23 protein-coding genes and 2 pseudogenes are annotated in these 16,000 nt (G+C 64.1%); 16 read left to right on the forward strand and 9 right to left on the reverse strand.

Annotation, left to right across the window (positions count from 1 at the left end; genetic code table 11):
- Positions 1-70 precede the first annotated feature (70 nt).
- Positions 71-304, reverse strand: coding sequence for a hypothetical protein (locus PBT88_RS10340; RefSeq protein ID WP_270079084.1), 234 nt, complete (start codon positions 302-304; stop codon positions 71-73).
- A 708-nt stretch (positions 305-1,012) separates the two neighbouring features.
- Between PBT88_RS10340 and PBT88_RS10345 the strand changes: the two are divergent.
- The 7 genes and pseudogenes from PBT88_RS10345 (at position 1,013) to PBT88_RS10375 (ending at position 5,576) form a co-directional block, all read left to right on the forward strand.
- A pseudogene (locus PBT88_RS10345) lies at positions 1,013-2,027 on the forward strand (ArdC family protein).
- Positions 2,024-2,443, forward strand: coding sequence for a DUF2958 domain-containing protein (locus PBT88_RS10350; protein ID WP_270079085.1), 420 nt, complete (start codon positions 2,024-2,026; stop codon positions 2,441-2,443). The pseudogene PBT88_RS10345 and the gene PBT88_RS10350 overlap by 4 nt, the downstream one beginning before the upstream one ends.
- A gap of 95 nt (positions 2,444-2,538) precedes the next feature.
- Positions 2,539-4,002, forward strand: a complete 1,464-nt coding sequence (locus PBT88_RS10355) for a ParB/RepB/Spo0J family partition protein (protein WP_270079086.1) — start codon at positions 2,539-2,541, stop codon at positions 4,000-4,002.
- An 18-nt stretch (positions 4,003-4,020) separates the two neighbouring features.
- The gene (locus PBT88_RS10360) at positions 4,021-4,374 is read left to right on the forward strand and encodes a hypothetical protein (RefSeq protein WP_270079087.1); all 354 of its coding nucleotides are present in this window, start codon (positions 4,021-4,023) and stop codon (positions 4,372-4,374) included.
- Between the two features lie 108 nt (positions 4,375-4,482).
- Entirely contained in the window at positions 4,483-4,668 is a 186-nt protein-coding gene (locus PBT88_RS10365; RefSeq protein ID WP_270079088.1) for a hypothetical protein, read from the forward strand.
- 104 nt (positions 4,669-4,772) lie between these two features.
- On the forward strand, positions 4,773-5,042 hold the full coding sequence (locus PBT88_RS10370; RefSeq protein WP_270079089.1) for a hypothetical protein: 270 nt from the start codon (positions 4,773-4,775) through the stop codon (positions 5,040-5,042).
- Positions 5,043-5,108: 66 nt separating this feature from the next.
- Entirely contained in the window at positions 5,109-5,576 is a 468-nt protein-coding gene (locus PBT88_RS10375) for a ribbon-helix-helix domain-containing protein (protein ID WP_270079090.1), read from the forward strand.
- Here PBT88_RS10375 and PBT88_RS10380 read toward each other — a convergent pair.
- The 5 genes from PBT88_RS10380 to PBT88_RS10400 form a co-directional block, all read right to left on the reverse strand.
- Complete coding sequence (locus PBT88_RS10380) at positions 5,554-5,916, reverse strand: response regulator (protein ID WP_270079091.1); 363 nt, start codon at positions 5,914-5,916, stop codon at positions 5,554-5,556. The two genes, PBT88_RS10375 and PBT88_RS10380, sit on opposite strands and share 23 nt — an antisense overlap.
- A 95-nt stretch (positions 5,917-6,011) precedes the next feature.
- A complete protein-coding gene (locus PBT88_RS10385) occupies positions 6,012-7,412 on the reverse strand; it encodes a PAS domain-containing protein (protein ID WP_270079092.1) in 1,401 nt (466 codons plus the stop codon).
- A 197-nt stretch (positions 7,413-7,609) separates the two neighbouring features.
- On the reverse strand, positions 7,610-7,948 hold the full coding sequence (locus PBT88_RS10390) for a hypothetical protein (protein WP_270079093.1): 339 nt from the start codon (positions 7,946-7,948) through the stop codon (positions 7,610-7,612).
- Between the two features lie 21 nt (positions 7,949-7,969).
- Entirely contained in the window at positions 7,970-8,212 is a 243-nt protein-coding gene (locus PBT88_RS10395; RefSeq protein WP_270079094.1) for a hypothetical protein, read from the reverse strand.
- Positions 8,209-8,403 (reverse strand): hypothetical protein, encoded by a 195-nt coding sequence (locus PBT88_RS10400; protein WP_270079095.1) that lies wholly within the window; start codon positions 8,401-8,403, stop codon positions 8,209-8,211. The genes PBT88_RS10395 and PBT88_RS10400 overlap by 4 nt, the downstream gene beginning before the upstream one ends.
- A gap of 229 nt (positions 8,404-8,632) precedes the next feature.
- On the opposite strand from PBT88_RS10400, the gene PBT88_RS10405 reads away from it, so the two are divergent.
- Both PBT88_RS10405 and PBT88_RS10410 read left to right on the forward strand, forming a co-directional pair.
- Positions 8,633-9,175: a MucR family transcriptional regulator gene (locus tag PBT88_RS10405; RefSeq protein ID WP_270079096.1), complete on the forward strand. Its 543-nt coding sequence runs from the start codon at positions 8,633-8,635 to the stop codon at positions 9,173-9,175.
- A gap of 257 nt (positions 9,176-9,432) precedes the next feature.
- Positions 9,433-9,597: a hypothetical protein gene (locus tag PBT88_RS10410; protein ID WP_270079097.1), complete on the forward strand. Its 165-nt coding sequence runs from the start codon at positions 9,433-9,435 to the stop codon at positions 9,595-9,597.
- 84 nt (positions 9,598-9,681) lie between these two features.
- On the opposite strand, the gene PBT88_RS10415 is transcribed toward PBT88_RS10410, so the two are convergent.
- Together PBT88_RS10415 and PBT88_RS10420 are read right to left on the reverse strand one after the other, a co-directional pair.
- Positions 9,682-9,969 carry a hypothetical protein gene (locus PBT88_RS10415; RefSeq protein ID WP_270079098.1) on the reverse strand — a complete coding sequence of 96 codons (288 nt, stop codon included), beginning with the start codon at positions 9,967-9,969 and terminating at the stop codon, positions 9,682-9,684.
- Complete coding sequence (locus tag PBT88_RS10420; protein ID WP_270079099.1) at positions 9,966-10,220, reverse strand: hypothetical protein; 255 nt, start codon at positions 10,218-10,220, stop codon at positions 9,966-9,968. Before PBT88_RS10420 ends, PBT88_RS10415 begins: the two co-directional genes overlap by 4 nt.
- 168 nt (positions 10,221-10,388) lie before the next feature.
- Between PBT88_RS10420 and PBT88_RS10425 the strand changes: the two genes are divergently transcribed.
- The 7 genes and pseudogenes from PBT88_RS10425 to PBT88_RS10450 all read left to right on the forward strand — a co-directional run bounded on the left by PBT88_RS10425 (position 10,389) and on the right by PBT88_RS10450 (position 14,793).
- Positions 10,389-10,601 carry a helix-turn-helix domain-containing protein gene (locus tag PBT88_RS10425; RefSeq protein WP_270079100.1) on the forward strand — a complete coding sequence of 71 codons (213 nt, stop codon included), beginning with the start codon at positions 10,389-10,391 and terminating at the stop codon, positions 10,599-10,601.
- Between the two features lie 686 nt (positions 10,602-11,287).
- Positions 11,288-12,268 (forward strand): P-type conjugative transfer ATPase TrbB, encoded by a 981-nt coding sequence (trbB, locus tag PBT88_RS10430; protein WP_270079101.1) that lies wholly within the window; start codon positions 11,288-11,290, stop codon positions 12,266-12,268.
- Complete coding sequence (locus PBT88_RS10435) at positions 12,265-12,609, forward strand: TrbC/VirB2 family protein (RefSeq protein WP_270079102.1); 345 nt, start codon at positions 12,265-12,267, stop codon at positions 12,607-12,609. The genes trbB and PBT88_RS10435 overlap by 4 nt, the downstream gene beginning before the upstream one ends.
- Positions 12,609-12,809 (forward strand): annotated as a pseudogene (locus PBT88_RS21290) (VirB3 family type IV secretion system protein); the annotation flags it as partial. The gene PBT88_RS10435 and the pseudogene PBT88_RS21290, both read left to right, overlap by 1 nt.
- A gap of 42 nt (positions 12,810-12,851) precedes the next feature.
- Positions 12,852-13,361, forward strand: coding sequence for a TrbG/VirB9 family P-type conjugative transfer protein (locus PBT88_RS10440; RefSeq protein WP_456115224.1), 510 nt, complete (start codon positions 12,852-12,854; stop codon positions 13,359-13,361).
- A gap of 71 nt (positions 13,362-13,432) precedes the next feature.
- The gene (locus PBT88_RS10445; RefSeq protein WP_407696544.1) at positions 13,433-14,575 is read left to right on the forward strand and encodes a TrbI/VirB10 family protein; all 1,143 of its coding nucleotides are present in this window, start codon (positions 13,433-13,435) and stop codon (positions 14,573-14,575) included.
- Positions 14,575-14,793, forward strand: a complete 219-nt coding sequence (locus tag PBT88_RS10450) for a DUF2274 domain-containing protein (RefSeq protein WP_270079104.1) — start codon at positions 14,575-14,577, stop codon at positions 14,791-14,793. Before PBT88_RS10445 ends, PBT88_RS10450 begins: the two co-directional genes overlap by 1 nt.
- A 14-nt stretch (positions 14,794-14,807) precedes the next feature.
- On the opposite strand, the gene PBT88_RS10455 is transcribed toward PBT88_RS10450, so the two are convergent.
- The gene (locus tag PBT88_RS10455; RefSeq protein WP_270079105.1) at positions 14,808-15,923 is read right to left on the reverse strand and encodes a LysR family transcriptional regulator; all 1,116 of its coding nucleotides are present in this window, start codon (positions 15,921-15,923) and stop codon (positions 14,808-14,810) included.
- Positions 15,924-16,000 lie beyond the last annotated feature (77 nt).

The following is a 16,000-nucleotide window of genomic DNA, read 5'->3' on the forward strand; positions in this document are numbered from 1 at the left end:
GTCTTCCCAGGTCCATTGGTGGCACGTCGATCCATTGCGACCTTGGCTCGGCTGCCACCACGGGGGCCGGTCATCGTTCGGGGGTAAATCGATGCCGGCGCTTCTCGGCCCATGATGGCGGTATCCGCGAAGCCTCGGCCACACGATCATGCTCGAGGATGGACAGCAGCCCATGATCCCGGATCAGCGCCCCCGGTTCTCCGGTTTGCGTACTCAATACGAGGAGCAGTCCGTCATTGACCGGCAGGGCCGTGGGCGAGGGGTGGCCGAAGTCCGGCCGGATCCAGACCATGCGTTGCAGCATGATGGGCCGCAATCACTTCGCGCAGCTTAAACACCGGGCGGGAGGAGTCTCCATGGCGTCGTTGGTTCGCGGGTCAAAAGGCGTCGCGCTTCCGCAGCTTTGCGGATCGGGGGGATCGATGAGCGCCGCTAGCGAGCGGTCGAGCAATGCTCATTAGTCGATATTCCCGTCCTCGCGTTGACTGAACCGTGTATCCCAGCCGGATTTCGCCGCTTCTTTGGCAGTTGAGGCTAGCCTTCGCCAATCTTGATGGGTCGGGCAACCTTGGCGCCCCGGCCGGAGTGAACACCGGCCGGCCGCGCTCTGCTCCACCCGCCCTCTAAAGGGCGGGCTCCGTCGGGCCGCCGTGCCGGCGTCCCGATCGTGCCGGCGACGATCGCATGGCGCTCTGTCCGGGGCCTGCGGCCCCGGAATGCGGACATCGCGCGTGCCGCGCGATGGCGTCGTCGGTGGGCAGCCCCCTTGGGCGCGGAGGCTGGTCGGCGCGCCCTGCTAGGCCCGCCGCGGCCAACGGCAAGCCGTCGCTTCGCGCCGGCTGCTCCACTTCGTTCCGCCCCTGCGCCACCCCATCGCGCGAGCGCGATGGGGACCCCGGACTTGGGTGCCGCCCGCCGCTTGGCGCGGGCCTTTCCGGTCGCTTCGCCGCCCACCCCCCACGCCCGGCGGGGCTGCGGCGGTTTTGTGGGATGGAGGCTGACGATGCGCCAGATGAGCAAGCGCCGTGCGCGGGCCGAGGGGGGACAGACGACCGCCGCCAGCGCCGCGCCCCGGACGAACCTCTATGACGAGGTGACGCAGAGAATCATTTCCGAACTGCAAGCGGGGCGTTTTCCATGGGTCCAGCCTTGGAGCACCGCGACCACGGCCGGTCCCGGCCTGCCGCGCAATGCGCTCACCAGCCGTCCCTATTCGGGGGTAAATATTCTCTTATTATGGGGCGCCGCGATCGGCGGCGATTTCCCCTCGCAATCGTGGCTCACCTTTAGACAGGCCGTGCAGGCGGGGGGCTGCGTCCGCAAGGGCGAGCGCGGCACTACCGTCGTCTATGCCGATCGGTTCACGCCCGAGATCGAGAAGGAGCGCGCCCGCGAGTCAGGTGAGGAAGCCAAGACGGTTCCTTTCCTCAAGCGGTTCGTCCTGTTCAACGTGGCGCAATGCGACGGCCTGCGCGACGGGCTGGCGGCCGATCCCGCGCCGCTGCCCGAATGCGAGGTCATTCCCGTCGCCGAGGCGCTGATCGCGGCGACCGGCGCGGACTTCCGCATCGGTGGCGACAAGGCCTACTATGTCCCTTCCGCCGACTATGTTCAAGTGCCTCCGCAACTCGCGTTCCATGAACAGATCAACTATTACCGGACCTGTTTTCATGAACTCGGTCATTGGAGTGGTGCAAACCACAGGTTGAATCGCGATATGTCGGGTGGATTTGGTTCCAAATCCTACGCTCGCGAGGAACTTGTCGCCGAAATGTCGAGCGCCTTTGTCTGCGCTTGGCATCATTCCGACTGTCCGTCACGCCGACTATATAGCCGCGTGGATCAACCTTCTCAAGGAAGATAATAGAGCCGTCTTCCGCGCAGCAAGCCAAGCCAGCAAGGCAGCGGACTTCCTGCTGGCCTTTGGCAACGCGCCTGATGGTGAGCCTGCCACCGCCGCGATGACACGCACCGAGGACCGGAAGCTGCCCGTGGCGCGAAGCGCAGAGCTGTGGGCGGCGGCATGATTATCTTGCCCCCCGATATCCGCTTCGCGTTACGCACAAACAACATCGCCCGCCGTGCCGCCCAGCGCGACGGTCGGCCCGAGCCGGACGCGGTTCCGGTCCTCAAACTATTCAACCCGATCGGCCCGGCCATATGGATCGCGACCGAACTCGGGGCGGATGACGACGCCCTGTTCGGAGCAGCGGACCTCGGATTCGAGTGTCCCGAGCTTGGGTATTTCAGTGCCTCCGAGATCGCCGCCATCCGCCTGCCGTTCGGTATGCGTATCGAGCGCGATACCGCTTTCGCCACGCGCACGCCCCTGTCGGTATGGGCCGACATCGCGCGCCGTCTATCGTCGTTGCGCGAGGCCGAGGCCGCCATTGCACGCACCGAGCGCGGCACTCCTGATCCCCGCAGCACAGGCGGCGGATGAGCGCGCGGGCTCTTTCCCGCGCATTGGTCCGGCCCGCCCGCAGCATCCGTTAAATGATCGGACGGGCCGGTTCACCCCATGAAGGATGAACCATCATGAAACTCCTGAACATCGAGCTTGGCAAGCTCTCCGTGTCTGCCCTCAACATGCGGCACGGCAAACAGGCCCCCGATGTCTCCGACATGCTTCCGTCCGTCCGCGCACGCGGCATCCTCGTTCCCTTGCTCGTGCGGCCGCAGGCGGCGACGCTATCCGGGGACGAAGAAGCGACATCAGACGGCTATGAGATCGTCGCCGGGCGGCGGCGCTATCATGCCGCGCTGATCGTGGCGCAGGAGAATGGGGACGAGGAACCCGTCCCCTGCGCGATCATGGATGCGGGCGACGATGCCGCCGCGCTGGAAGCTTCGCTGATCGAGAATATCGAACGACTCGATCCCGACGAGGTATCCCAATGGACCACGCTCACCCGGCTGATCCAGAAGGAGGGGCGCAGCGTCGAGCAGATTGCGCAGACCTTCGGCGTGACCGACCTCTATATCCGCCGCGTGCTGGCGTTGGGCAATCTGTTGCCCGCGATCCGGGAGCTTTACCGGGCCGAGGAGATCGATTCGGCGACGATCCGGCATCTGACGCTCGCCAGCAAGGCACGCCAGAGGGAATGGCTGGCGCTCCACGACGACCCAAAAAGCCACGCCCCCACTCGCGGTCAGCTCCGGGCATGGCTATTCGGCGGAGCCGCGATCTCGACCAAGGTAGCGCTGTTCGACCTCGCTGGCTTCAAGGGCCGGATCAAAGCCGACCTGTTCGGGGAAGGCGGCGTCTTCGATGATCCCGACCAGTTCTGGAAGGCCCAGAACGAGGCCATCGCAGCGAGGCGCGACGCCTATCTGGAAGCCGGATGGAGCCATGTCGAGGTGATGGAGCCGGGCAGCTATTTCCATAGCTACGAGCATGAGCGCGTGTCCAAGGATCAGGGCGGCAAGGTCTTCATCTCCGTTCGTCATGACGGAGAGGTGGAAATCCACGAAGGCTATCTCTCGTCCAAGGAGGCAAGACGTGCGCGCAGTGCCGCCGCGAAGGGTGCGACCAGCGAAGCCGACAAGGCGACGGCGCGGGCGGGCCGGTCCGAAGTGACCAGCGCGCTCCAGACCTATATCGACCTCCATCGCCACGCCGCCGTGCGCGCCGTGCTGGCCGATCATCCCCCGGTCGCGCTGCGCCTGATGGTGGCCCACGCCATCACCGACTCTCCGCTGTGGAGCGTGAAGATCGAGCGGCAGGCCGGTCGCGCCGAGGCTATCACCGAAAGCGTAGAAACATGCGCGGCGGAGACGGCTTTTGACACCAAGCGTCGCGCCGTCCTCGCCATGCTCGGCCTGCCGGATGACGCGCCGACCGTGGTCGGCGCGAACGGTAGCGGCATCTCCAACGGCTCCCGGACGGTGGCGATCTTCGTCCGATTGCTGGCGCTTTGCGATGCCGATGTGCTGCGCGTCATTGCCATCGTCATGGGTGAAACGCTCGCGGCGGGCAGCGCGGTAGTCGAGGCGGTGTGAGGCTATCTCAAGCCCGACATGGCGAGCCTCTGGCAGCCGGACGAGGCGTTCTTCGATCTGATCCGCGATCGGGAAGTGGCGAACGTCATGCTGCGCGAGGTGGCGGGCAAGAAAGTGGCGGACAGCAACGTCACCGAGAAGGTCAAGACGCAGAAGGACATCATACGCGATTGCCTCGCCGGTGCGAACGATCGTCCCAAGGTCGAGGGCTGGGTGCCCAAATGGTTGGCCTTCGCTCCCGCCAGCTACACGGCCCGGCCGTTCGAGACGCTGATGCGCTGGAAGACGGTGGCACCCCTGCTGAAAGGCGCGCCCGCCCCGCAGCCGGTTCCGGCCGAACCGCCCGCGCCGCTCGCCGTCGCGGCGGAATGATCGATGGGACGGCGGCATATGCCGCCGTCCCTTTTTCCCATCCCATCGAAAATCGGCGCCGCCCGCGTGCCCTGGCGGGCATCGCGGGCGGCGGAAAGGACCATCACCATGACCATCCAGCAATTGATCGACGCGCTCGCCCGGCTCGTGGAGGAGGATCCGTGGCGGGCCGGTATGTCCGTCACCTTCGGCCCCGACTTCATGCCCATCGAAGGTGGACTGATAGGCCGCAGGCACGGACTTGTCGTGCTCAACCTTGCGCCCGTCCCGCTCGACAAGGTGGGCGGATTCTGACGCGCCATCGTTCTCCCGGCCGACCCGTCGAGCCCCCGTGCCCCGTGGCGCGGGGGCTTTCTCATGGCCTCGCCTCTGTCGCCATGACCAGCTAGGGCGAGGACATGACCGAGGGGACCATCCCGACCAGCATCGATTTCCGCGATGCGCTGCACTCCCGTTTCCAGCGCGGCGAGGTGCTGGGACTCGCCTTCGTCGAGATCATCTCGGGCGAATTGCACCGTGTCGTCGGCGGCTATCCCGGACCCGCGCACCGTATGCCGTCATGCTGTGCGGCGATGCGCGCCGAGCAGCGCGGGGGCGACCAAATCCTCCATGCGCCACCGTCCGGAGACGGCGCGACGTTGCGCATCCGCTATCGGTTGCCGCGCTGAACGCGAGGCAGTGCGGGCAGGCATCGCTCGACCCTGATGACGGCCTTCAACTGTGAGGAAGGGCCTATGCGTACCCGGCTGAATGTCTATTTCCCGCCCGAACTGGCGAAGCAGGTCGGCGAGCTCGCGATCCGCCGGCGCATATCGCGCTCGGCGATCGTCGAGGCCGCCGTGGCGTCCTATTTGTCGCCGGACGGTGCCGACCGGCTCGAGGCCGCCTTCGCGCGACGGCTCGACAGGCTCACCCGGCAGGTGCAGCGGCTCGAACGCAACACCGGGCTTACGACCGAGGCCGTCGCATTGTTCGTGCGCTTCTGGTTGTCGGTGACGCCGCCGTTGCCCGATGAAGACCAGGCCGCGGCACAGGTCAAAGGCCGCAAACGCTATGAAGGGTTCGTGCAGACACTCGGGCGCCGCTATGCGAGCGGAAAGAGCTTGCTGAATGAAATTTCGGAGGAAGTCGCCGAAGGTAACCCCTTCAGCGAAACCGACGGCATCGCCACGATGTCGGTCAGATCGGGGCATGCTCCTTGAACGTCGCCATCAGCAGCCGATCCTGGATCGGCTTGGTCAGGATGATCATCGGTGCGGTTCGTGGATGGCAGGCATCGGGTGTCCCGGTGACGAAGATGACCGGAACCTCTCCATGCTCGGCCAGGATGGCTTGCACGGCGAACGGGCCGGTCCCCTCCGCGAGCCGTACGTCGGATACGATGATAGCGGGCGGGTGCGCCCTTGCGGCCGCAATCGCTTCTCCTTCGGTCGCAGCCTGATCGATCGAGGTTGCGCCAGCAAGTTCCATCAGCTGGCATATGTGATCGGCAATCAGGAAATCATCTTCAATCACAAGGACGTGGCACATGCAGCATTCCAATCTGAATGCCCAACCCCGGAAGAGCTATAATCTATCCCTTGATCCAGATTAAAATTAAGCATGTTGCGGGTGCGCTACGTGCGTAAGCGATATTCTCATACGGTGGCGGTGACGCAGAATTGCACGCCTTGCGGGCGATAGGCGATCTCGGCCTTCCCCTTGACGTGCTGCGCGAGGACGCGCTCGATCATCCGCGTGCCGAACCCGGTTCGCTCCGGTGGCCTAACGGGCGGTCCCCCGCTCTCGATCCAGGAGAAGGTGAACCGATGGCTCGCTGAGCCGTCCACGAGAGCCCATCGGATTTCGACATGTCCACCAGCGACGGATAGGGCGCCATATTTTGCGGCATTGGTCGCGAGCTCATGGACGGCCATCGAAAGTGCCAGAGTGATGGCAGGAGAGAGACGGACATCCGGCCCCTCGATCGAGAAGAGCTTGCCGTCACGATCGGCGAACGGCGCGAGCACACGGGACACGAGGTCGCCGATCGATGCCCCTTCCATCTCATCGTGCACCAGTAATTCATGCGCTGTCGCGAGGCTGGCGATGCGGCCGGCGATGATCTCATCGGCATCGGCGATGGACGTGGCGTTGCGGAGCGTCTGACCGACAATGGCTCCAACCGTGGCGAGGGTATTCTTGACGCGGTGGGTCAGCTCGTCGGCCAATACGCCACGCTGTTCCTCGGCAAATTTTCTCCTGGTGATATCGGCGGAATATCCGGTGATGGTGAGCAGCGTGCCGTCGGAATGCATCATCATTTCGCCGCGGATGTGGACCCAGCGCTGCTCGCCTGTAGGCGTGAGCAGTCGATATTCGATATCATATTCGCATCCGGTCGCGATGACCTGGGCGACTGCGGCTTCCATGCCGGGACGATCCTCGGGGTGGATGGATGCCAGCAGGTCCGCATAGGTGAACGGATCATCGACGTCGCGACCGAAGATGGCCTTGCAGCTTGCCGAGGCTACGAGGGTGTGCGTCGCAATCTCGTAGCTCCAGGATCCAAGGCCGCCTGCCCGCAGCGCGAACTGAAGACGGGCGTCGCGTTCGACGAGTGCTGCTTCGCGCGCCACCGCCTCGCTCTCAAGCGCGTCGCGATCCGCCTGCAGGCGCACCAGCCGATGTCGCTCGAGCGTAGCGTCGAATTGAGAGCCGACGAAATAGGACAAGGCGCCGTGAGCGTCGAAGACCGGCGTCACCGTCAGGCGGTTCCAGAAGGGTGTTCCGTCCCGCCGATGATTGAGCAGATCAATCTCGATTGCCTCGCGTCGGGAAATGGCATCACGTAAACGGTCGACATCATCTGGCCGAGTCAGCGGTCCCTGGAGAAACCGGCAGTTGCGACCGAGGATTTCGCTGGGTGGAAAACCCGTCAATCGCTCGAAGGCCGCGTTGGCATAGATGATCGGATTGTCGGGAAGCGTCGCATCGCTAACCGTCATTGGCAGGATTGCGTCCTGAAATCCGATGACGATCGGGTCGCCCTGGTCCATCCGGCCGCGAAATGCGTCGATCGCCGCCTGTACGTCTGCGGGAGGAATGAACGGCGCTGACGCGCCATGGGGAAGGGGCTTTCGGTCCAAAACAGGAACGCTATTAGCGACGAACCTTGCGGGCAGCAATCCAAAGCATCGCCGGGCGGGATACTCGTGCCGTTAGCAGGAAGCAGAGATGATCGACGGCATCATGTCTACGTGCCGCGCTGGTACAACTCTATCGGTGCCGAGGCAGTGATGATCGCGGCGCCCCAGACCTCGAACGGCGCGACCTCCGGCAGGGCCACGTGCAGGTTTGTCGTCAACGGGATCCAGGCCGGCTCGATCTCGCCGACAACGAACAGATGTTCCCGGTCCGGCAATTGCATCTCAAGAGCGAGAACGAGAATCCAGTGCTCGCTGGTGAGGTCAGGCCTGGCCCGGCCAGCGCTGATGCCCGTCACCGCCGCCCAGGACACCATGGTTTCGCGGCCCCGCGACCCGGACGGTGAGGCCGCGATCGGTCGCACCGATGATCCTGTTGCGCGGCTCATGCTCCATGCTCGTCCTTCCACTCAGCACAATGGCACACCGCGTATCGTGGTTTCACCCACCAGGATCTTGGCGGTGCCGGGGCCTACGATCGTGTTGACCGGGCCAAGCGCGGTCTCGACCCTGTCTCCGGGAAAGACGATCTCGACAACGTGGGAGTTCGCGACAAGCAGCCCATCGGCATCGATGACGGCAGGGAAGGGGACGAGTTGCACCCGGTAGGTCGGTAACCTCCCTTCGGCTTCAGTCCGCATGGCCTTGTTCAACACCCAATCTCCGCATCATCCGGGAACCGCGCCCGATAGGCCTCATCGTGCGCACCACAGCCGAAGCGGCGGATCGCAGCGTTCTCCGCCATCACCGCCGCGGTATAGGCCGCCAGGACTTTGTCGCCTCTCGCGCTGCCGTAGGCGAGCTCGGCATCGTGCCATCGCGCGAGGATTTCGTCGTCGCTCATGCTGCCGTTGATAGCGGCCTTCCACATCTCATAAAGTTCTATTTCCATATGCCGCTGAGTATGCTTCTAATTCAGCGCAATGGGATCATTCGCAAGACAAAACTTAACACCGCATTAGGAAGAGGAATCTTGTGCGGACAGGTCGGCGGATTTGCCGGTCTATATACAGAGTGGTAGACATTGCGAACATCTGTTCTATGTGCTCCGGACCCTATGTCGGAGATTGCCCATGCCTGAAAACAATCTGATCGAACTGACCGCGGATATCGTTTCTGCTCATGTCAGCCACAACAGCACTGCGACCACCGATCTGCCAAATCTGATTCAAAGCGTTTTTGCGGCGCTTTCCGCGACCGCTCATCCTGTCGCGCCCGAAATGCCGAAGCAGGAGCCGGCAGTCTCGGTGCGTGCCTCGGTCAAGCACGATTACATCGTGTGCCTGGAGGACGGCGCGAAGCTGAAGATGCTCAAGCGCTATCTGCGTACCAACTTCAATATGTCACCCGAGGAATATCGCGCGAAGTGGGAGCTTCCGAGGGATTACCCGATGGTGGCACCGGCCTATTCCGAAACGCGCCGTGCGCTGGCACATTCGACTGGCCTCGGCCGCAAGACGGACGTTGCCCCCGCACCGAAGACAACCTCGAAGCTGAGCATTGCAGCGGCGAAGGAGCATCTTTCCGGCGAGGCACCCGCCGCCAAGAAGCGTGGGCGTCCGGCCAAGACGAAAGCTGCAGCACCTGCAGGCGCTTCAGAAACCGCGGAAGCCTGAACGTGACGGAGCGGGCCGTCCACCAACCTGGTGGCGGCCCGCGCCGCCTACTTCCACTAGGGTCGGAAGATAGACCGAAACCGGCCTCGCTTCGTCGCCGGTCGACCGCATGCGGCGCAAGATGGGTATGCGGAGCCTAACCCCGCCACCCCCCCGGCTCGGCGCAAAGCGCTGGCACTTTGCAGCGACGTCTTTGTTACAGGTACTTCGGCAATCGGAGTGCGAAACTGATGCTACCAAACCAGCGTATCGTGGCCGTGGGCTTGCTGACCCAGAGGGACGTTTCCCTGCTGGGGCCGAACTTCGATCGAATGTACCCGATCGACGAGACGCCGCATTTTGCTGAACTGCTCAAGGCGATCGATGACGCAGATCGCCGCCTGCTGGAAAACCGGGACGGGAAAACCACACCACCTGACTGATATCGTGACGCGGTACCGCGTGACCACGCCGAGGGGTTAAAACTCTTACCTTGTATCGCGTGCGGGCCATGCCGGCGGACACGTTTAGTTGAAACCCGCCTCGACAATCCGTTCAGCCAGAATACGTTCGATACAGAGGCGTGCGAGCTCCATGCGTTGCCGGTTCACGGCGGACCAACGGATCTGTCGTCGCCGTTTCCTGGTCACATTGATGAGCCGACGCACGAACGATAAGAGTTGGTCGGGCGCGACCTGCTCTGCGAATCCGGCCAGCTCGTCGGACGGGCAGGGCAGGATCATGCCCGCCTCATCCGTCTGCAACGACGGTGGAAAAGACAGCGGGCGCCGCTCCCGGTCGAAGGTCAGGCTCATGCCGCACCTCGCGACATCGATTTTGTCGGTGTGCGGCCGAAGATGACAGCGACGTGGATTCCGAACCACTGGACTTCCAGGTAACGGACTTGCCCTTCGGTCATCTCCGCTTCGGTGATCGCGTCGAGCCGGAAGGCGTTGATCCTGCCCCAATCATACCAGGGCTGGATGGCATAAAACACGCTGTGGCTTGCGCCGCGCATCTTGCGCGCGAACTTGGCCAGCCGCGTGCTTGGCGGTATGGTCTTCATAGCCAATCACCTCTCATCAGGTGTTGCGGTCAGGCCGGTTCAGGGAGTCCTACGTCCTTGTTCCGGCCGCTTGCCTCCAAAGATGTGGTGCTAATATACCCACTTGGCTATTGTTGTGTCAAATGATTATGGTGATATTGTCGCCGGATGGATGGGGACCAATGCCGAATGGCACGTGCAGCTTTGAAATGGTCGATCGACGATCTGGCCGCCGCTTCGAAGGTCGGCCGCAACACAATTGTTCGTTTCGAAGCAGGTACACAGGCACGCATCGCCACCATCTCCGCGTTGCGCACGGCCATCGAGAGCGCTGGCATAACCATTCTCAACGATGGCGATCATTCCTTGAGCGGAGGCCGCGGTGTTCGCCTGAGTCCATAAAAGCTGTTATTATGAGTGCGGACCGTGGCAGTCAACGTCACCGGAGCCGGCCTCCTATAGGTAAGCCTAGGCGTGCTACCTGCTGAGCCACATCGGTTTGGCGCCGGCCGAGATCCCTTGCAATGTCCACGATGCGCAGGCGGTCGGCCAAGAGCATTCTGAGGCGATCAAGCTCCTCTTCTCTCCATTCCTGATTTTGCTGCCGCATGCTGTCTTCCCCCACCGGCAATCGCTTCTGAGTCGAAGCGTTTCCGTTCTAAAAGGAAACCTATCAAACTACATTCTGTTTCGTCAGGGCCGGAGGCGCGACTAAGCGCGCGGACCAAGCGCGAGATGAAGCGCGGGCGTTGAGGGCTGAACGCGAAGCAACCATTCGAACCGTTCCGGATAGACAGAGTAACAAACCGGCTCGTGATCTGGATCTGCACGCGGGGTAGACCGAACCGCCGATACGGTACCACCGGCGTGGATCGCTCCGGCATAGGCAGCGAATCACTCTTACTCGTCGAGGCTGCGAATAACTCGGGATAATCAGAACTGACAGGCAGGGCGATCCGCCGCCTGCAAGTATTTGCCGCCGCCGCTACTACGCCTGCACGGCGCTGTTGCGTTGGGTCATTTTCTGTCCCTCTTGATTATCCCCTGAAGCCCGGCGGCTCCTCGCCGGCGCTTCGCAGGGGACGCAAGTGGCTGTTCAACCGATCCGATCCGAAGCCAGTTCGCGCGGCGCGCGAATGCTGCGCACGGCGCTCGGACCCTCGATCACGGCATGGCTGGAACAGGCCGCAACAATCGAGGTGATGCTGAACCCGGACGGCCGCCTGTGGGTCGACCGGCTGGGCGAGGGCATCGCCGATACCCGCGAAACCATGACTGCGGAGGATGGCGAACGCATCGTGCGCCTGGTCGCGCACCATGTCGGGGCCGAGGTTCATGCCCGAAGCCCGCGGGTGTCGGCCGAGCTGCCGACCGGGGAGCGGTTCGAGGGATTGATCCCGCCGATCGTCTCGGCGCCCGCGTTCGCGATCCGCAAGCCCGCCGTCGCCGTGTTCACGCTCGACGATTATGCCGCGACAGGGATCATGTCCCGTCTTCAGGCGGCGGCGCTGCGCGAAGCTGTCGCCGATCGCCGCAACATCCTGGTGGCGGGGGGCACCGGCACCGGCAAGACCACGCTCACCAACGCGCTGCTCGCCGAGGTGGCGAAAACGTCCGATCGCGTCGTGCTGATCGAAGACACACGCGAGCTGCAATGCGCCGCGCCCAACCTCGTCGCCATGCGGACCAAGGACGGTGTCGCCTCGCTGGCCGAGCTCGTCCGCTCCTCGCTGCGGCTCCGACCCGACCGTATTCCGATCGGCGAGGTGCGGGGCGCCGAGGCGCTCGACCTGCTCAAAGCCTGGGGCACCGGTCACCCCGGCGGCGTCGGGACCATCCATGCCGGCAGCGCCATCGGCGCGCTACGACGGATGGAGCAACTCATCCAGGAAGCCGTCGTCACCGTGCCCCGCGCGCTGATCGGCGAAACCATCGACCTGATCGCGGTGCTCGCGCGCAATGGCCATGGCCGCCGGCTGTCCGAGCTGGCCCGCGTCGAGGGGCTGGGTCCCGACGGTGATTACCGACTCATCCTTCTTCCATCCGTACCACCGGGAGACCTGTCATGACATCCGACAAACCCACGCTTTTCCGAGGCTCGATCCTCGCCCGCTTCGGTCGCGCCGGCATCTCGACCGCAGGCCTGTTCACGGCGTTGCCTGCGCACGCGGCCGGTTCGTCGATGCCATGGGAGACGCCGCTTAACGCGATCCTCGAATCCATCCAGGGTCCGGTCGCCAAAATCGTCGCGGTCATCATCATCATCACCACTGGCCTCAGCCTCGCGTTCGGCGACACGTCGGGCGGCTTCCGCCGTCTGATCCAGATCGTCTTCGGATTGAGCATCGCCTTTGCGGCGTCGAGCTTCTTCCTGTCCTTCTTCTCCTTCGGTGGCGGGGCGCTCGTCTGATGGAGAGCGTCGATCCAATCCCCGGTTTCACCGCGCCGGTGCATCGCGCGCTGACCGACCCAATCCTGCTCGGCGGGGCACCGCGTGCGTTGGCGATCGCCAACGGCACGCTCGCCGGCGTGATAGGGCTGGGCCTGCGCCTCTGGCTGGCCGGGATCGTCCTCTGGGCGATCGGCCATGCCGCCGCCGTCTGGGCGGCCACGCTAAGCGGTAGCGGTGCGACCAGCCGGGAGCACATCCTGATCAAGCCCACCCGGCCCGATCTCGTCACCAACCTCGTCATCAACACTGACAGGCGAACCTACCATGTCGAATTGCGCGCGACGCCTGCGACCTACATGGCGTCGGTCTCCTGGACCTATCCGCAAGACCGCCTGATCGCGTTGCGCGGCGCGAACGCTGCTGCGACCAGTGCTGCGCCGATCGCGGCCGGGATCGACGTTGCCGCGCTCAACTTTCGCTATGCGATCGGCGGCGATAATCCGCCGTGGCGGCCGCTTCGCGCCTTCGACGATGGGCGACAGGTATTCATCGAGTTTCCCGCCGGCATTGGTCAAGGCGAGATGCCGCCGCTGTTCGTCGTCGGGCCGGGCGGTGCCGGCGAGCTGGTCAATTACCGGGTGCAGGGCCGCTATATGGTCGTCGACCGCCTGTTCGCTGCGGCCGAGTTGCACATGGGCGACAAGAGATCGGAGCAGCGGGTGCGGATCGTGCGCAACGATGGCAGGCCGGCGAAGGGGAGGGGGCGGTGAGCGAGCCCATCGCATCCTCGACATCCGCGCCGGCTTCCGATCTTCGCCTGCGGGGGACGCCGCCCCGGGTCATGCGCCTGTCGCGCAAGACGCTGGCCGCGCTCGGCGTCGCCGCCGGCCTCGGCATTGGCGGGTCGCTGATCTATGCTTTGAGACCGGCAAGCCACGTGCAAGCGAAGGAGCTGTTCAACACCGACAACCGCACCACGGCGGACGTGATCACCAGCGGGCCGAAGGATTATAGCCAGGTGCCAAAGCTCGGGCCGCCCTTGCCTGGTGACCTGGGCCCTCCGATCCTGTCAGCCGAACAGCGGCAGAGTGGTAACATAAGCCCGACCGCAGGCGATGCGCCCGTGGCCGGGGCGCAGGTGAGCGCCATCGCCGAAGCTCGCCAGCGTGCAATACAGGAGCGCGATGCGGCGCGGACCAGCAAGCTGTTCCTCGGGGAAGGTGTGGCGGCTGCCGCGGCCGCAGATGTGGCGGGACCATCCGGTCCAGCCGGCGTCACCGCGCCGTCGGGAGCTGCCGCAGCCGCAGCCGGACAGCCCGTGCAAGCGGCGCAGGATGGCCAGGCGGAGAAACGTGCGTTTCTGCAAACTGGCGGCGTTGCGCAGACGGTGAGCGCCGAAAGGCTGGTGTCGGTGCCGTCACCCTATGTGGTCCAGGCCGGTAGCGTCATCGCCGCCGCTCTCCTCACCGGCATCCGTTCGGATCTGCCGGGACAGATCACCGCCCAGGTCACCCAGAATGTCTATGACAGTCCGACGGGCAAAATCCTGCTCATCCCGCAAGGATCGAAGCTGATCGGCGACTATGACAGCCAGATCGCGTCCGGCCAAAGCCGGGTGCTGCTTGCCTGGAACCGGCTCATCCTCCCCGATGGGCGCTCGATATCGCTGGATCGCCAGCCCGGCGCCGATGTGTCCGGTTATGCCGGTCTCGAGGACGGCGTGAACGAGCATTGGGGCAAGCTGGTCAAGGCCGCGATCCTGTCGACCATTCTCAGCGTCGGCTCGGAGGCGGGGACCAGCCAGAGCGAGAATAATCTGGCCCAGGCTTTGCGTTCGGGCGCGGCCAACGGGTTCAGCCAGACCGGCCAGCAGATCGTCAGCCGTGAGCTTGGTATTCAGCCCACGCTGACGATCCGGCCCGGTTATCCGGTGCGCGTGATCGTGACCCGCGATCTCGTGCTCGATCCTGCAGGAAAATCTTGATGATCAAACTCAAGCTCGATCCGATCGTGCAGGACAAGCCGGTACGGGTTTCTGTCGATCTGCCCGGATCCTTGTTCGAGGATCTCAAGCTCTACGGCGCGCTGCTGGCAGGCGAGGGGGCGGCGGTCGAGCCGCCCCGGCTGATCGTTCCGATGCTTCAGCGCTTCGTCGCGACCGACCGCGCCTTTGCCAGAGCGCGCCGTTCGAGCAAACCCTGACCGGGGGCAGTCCGTCATGGCATGTCGAAGGTCAGCGAATTACGCCGGCGCATGAAGCCGAGGAATGCGCGCAGGGCCGGATTGTCGTTATCGGCACGCCAATAGGCCGAATAATGGACGAGAGCGACGCCGTGCGGTCCCAGGACCTCGCGGAGCACGACATTTGGATAGCGGGTGCCCAGGGCGCCCTCATACGTCACACTGATCGCCGAACCGCCGCCCAACACGCTCATGATGGATTCCCGGCTGATAGCGCGCATCTTGATGTCAGGCCGCCAGCCGTCCCGGGCGAAGCGCCCGATCAGCATGTCACAGATATCGGGCCCCGGGTCCGAAGCCGTCAGCATGAAGGTCTCGTCGCGCAGATCCGACCATTGCAGGATTTCTTTGTCGGCGAGCGGGTGCGACCCCGGAAGTGCAGCAAGGATGCGCTCGCTCCACAGCGATGCCCGGCACATGCCGGGATACCGCACGCTGCCCTGGAGGATGGCGAGATCGAGCGCGCCCGCATCCAGGGCGGCGTGAAGGTGGCGCCGTTCGGCTTCGGTGCCTTCGAGCTCGACCTCCGGATTGCGCTCTCGCCAGGCCAATATCGTAGCGCGCAGATGCCCGGCGGAGATCGGACCATTATAGCCAAACGCAAGGTGGCCCGAGCGCCCCAGAGCGGTCGAGCGCATGCGCTCGATCAGGCGATCTGTCTTGCAGACGAGGTGCCGGGCTTGTGGCATGAATTCCTTGCCTGCCGGCGTCATGACGACGCCCGCACGCGAGCGTATGAACAGGTTGGTACCGATTGCGTGCTCAAGCCGCACGATCTTCCGGCTGAGCGTCGACTCCTCGATGTGCAGGGCTCTGGCGGCACGCTGGAAACTGCCGTGATCGGCGGCCGCGATGGCGTAGCGCAGATGGTGGATACTGAACATAAGCGTACTGAGACCTCCAGTTCGTCGAAATGGAGGCGGCACAGTCCTGCCGCGAAGTTGGGCGTTGGTTAAGATCATCCTCAAATTGTCGTGTTCGCGTCCGAGGCCGTGCGTCTGGATGTAATCATCAGTGCTTTCATTCTTGTGATCGATCGCTTCGTTTAGAAGAGCGCCGTAGATCCAGCCGGGCCGAAGCCGATTGATCATGTGGTTTGCATGGCTGCGCGCCGGGGCCGGGCGACCGCGATATGACCAGGGTGACGCCAGTTTGCGCCGCGGCACGA

Origin of the sequence: Sphingomonas abietis, assembly GCF_027625475.1 — a bacterium.
In the GTDB taxonomy this organism is placed as follows: Bacteria; Pseudomonadota; Alphaproteobacteria; order Sphingomonadales; family Sphingomonadaceae; genus Solisphingomonas; species Solisphingomonas abietis.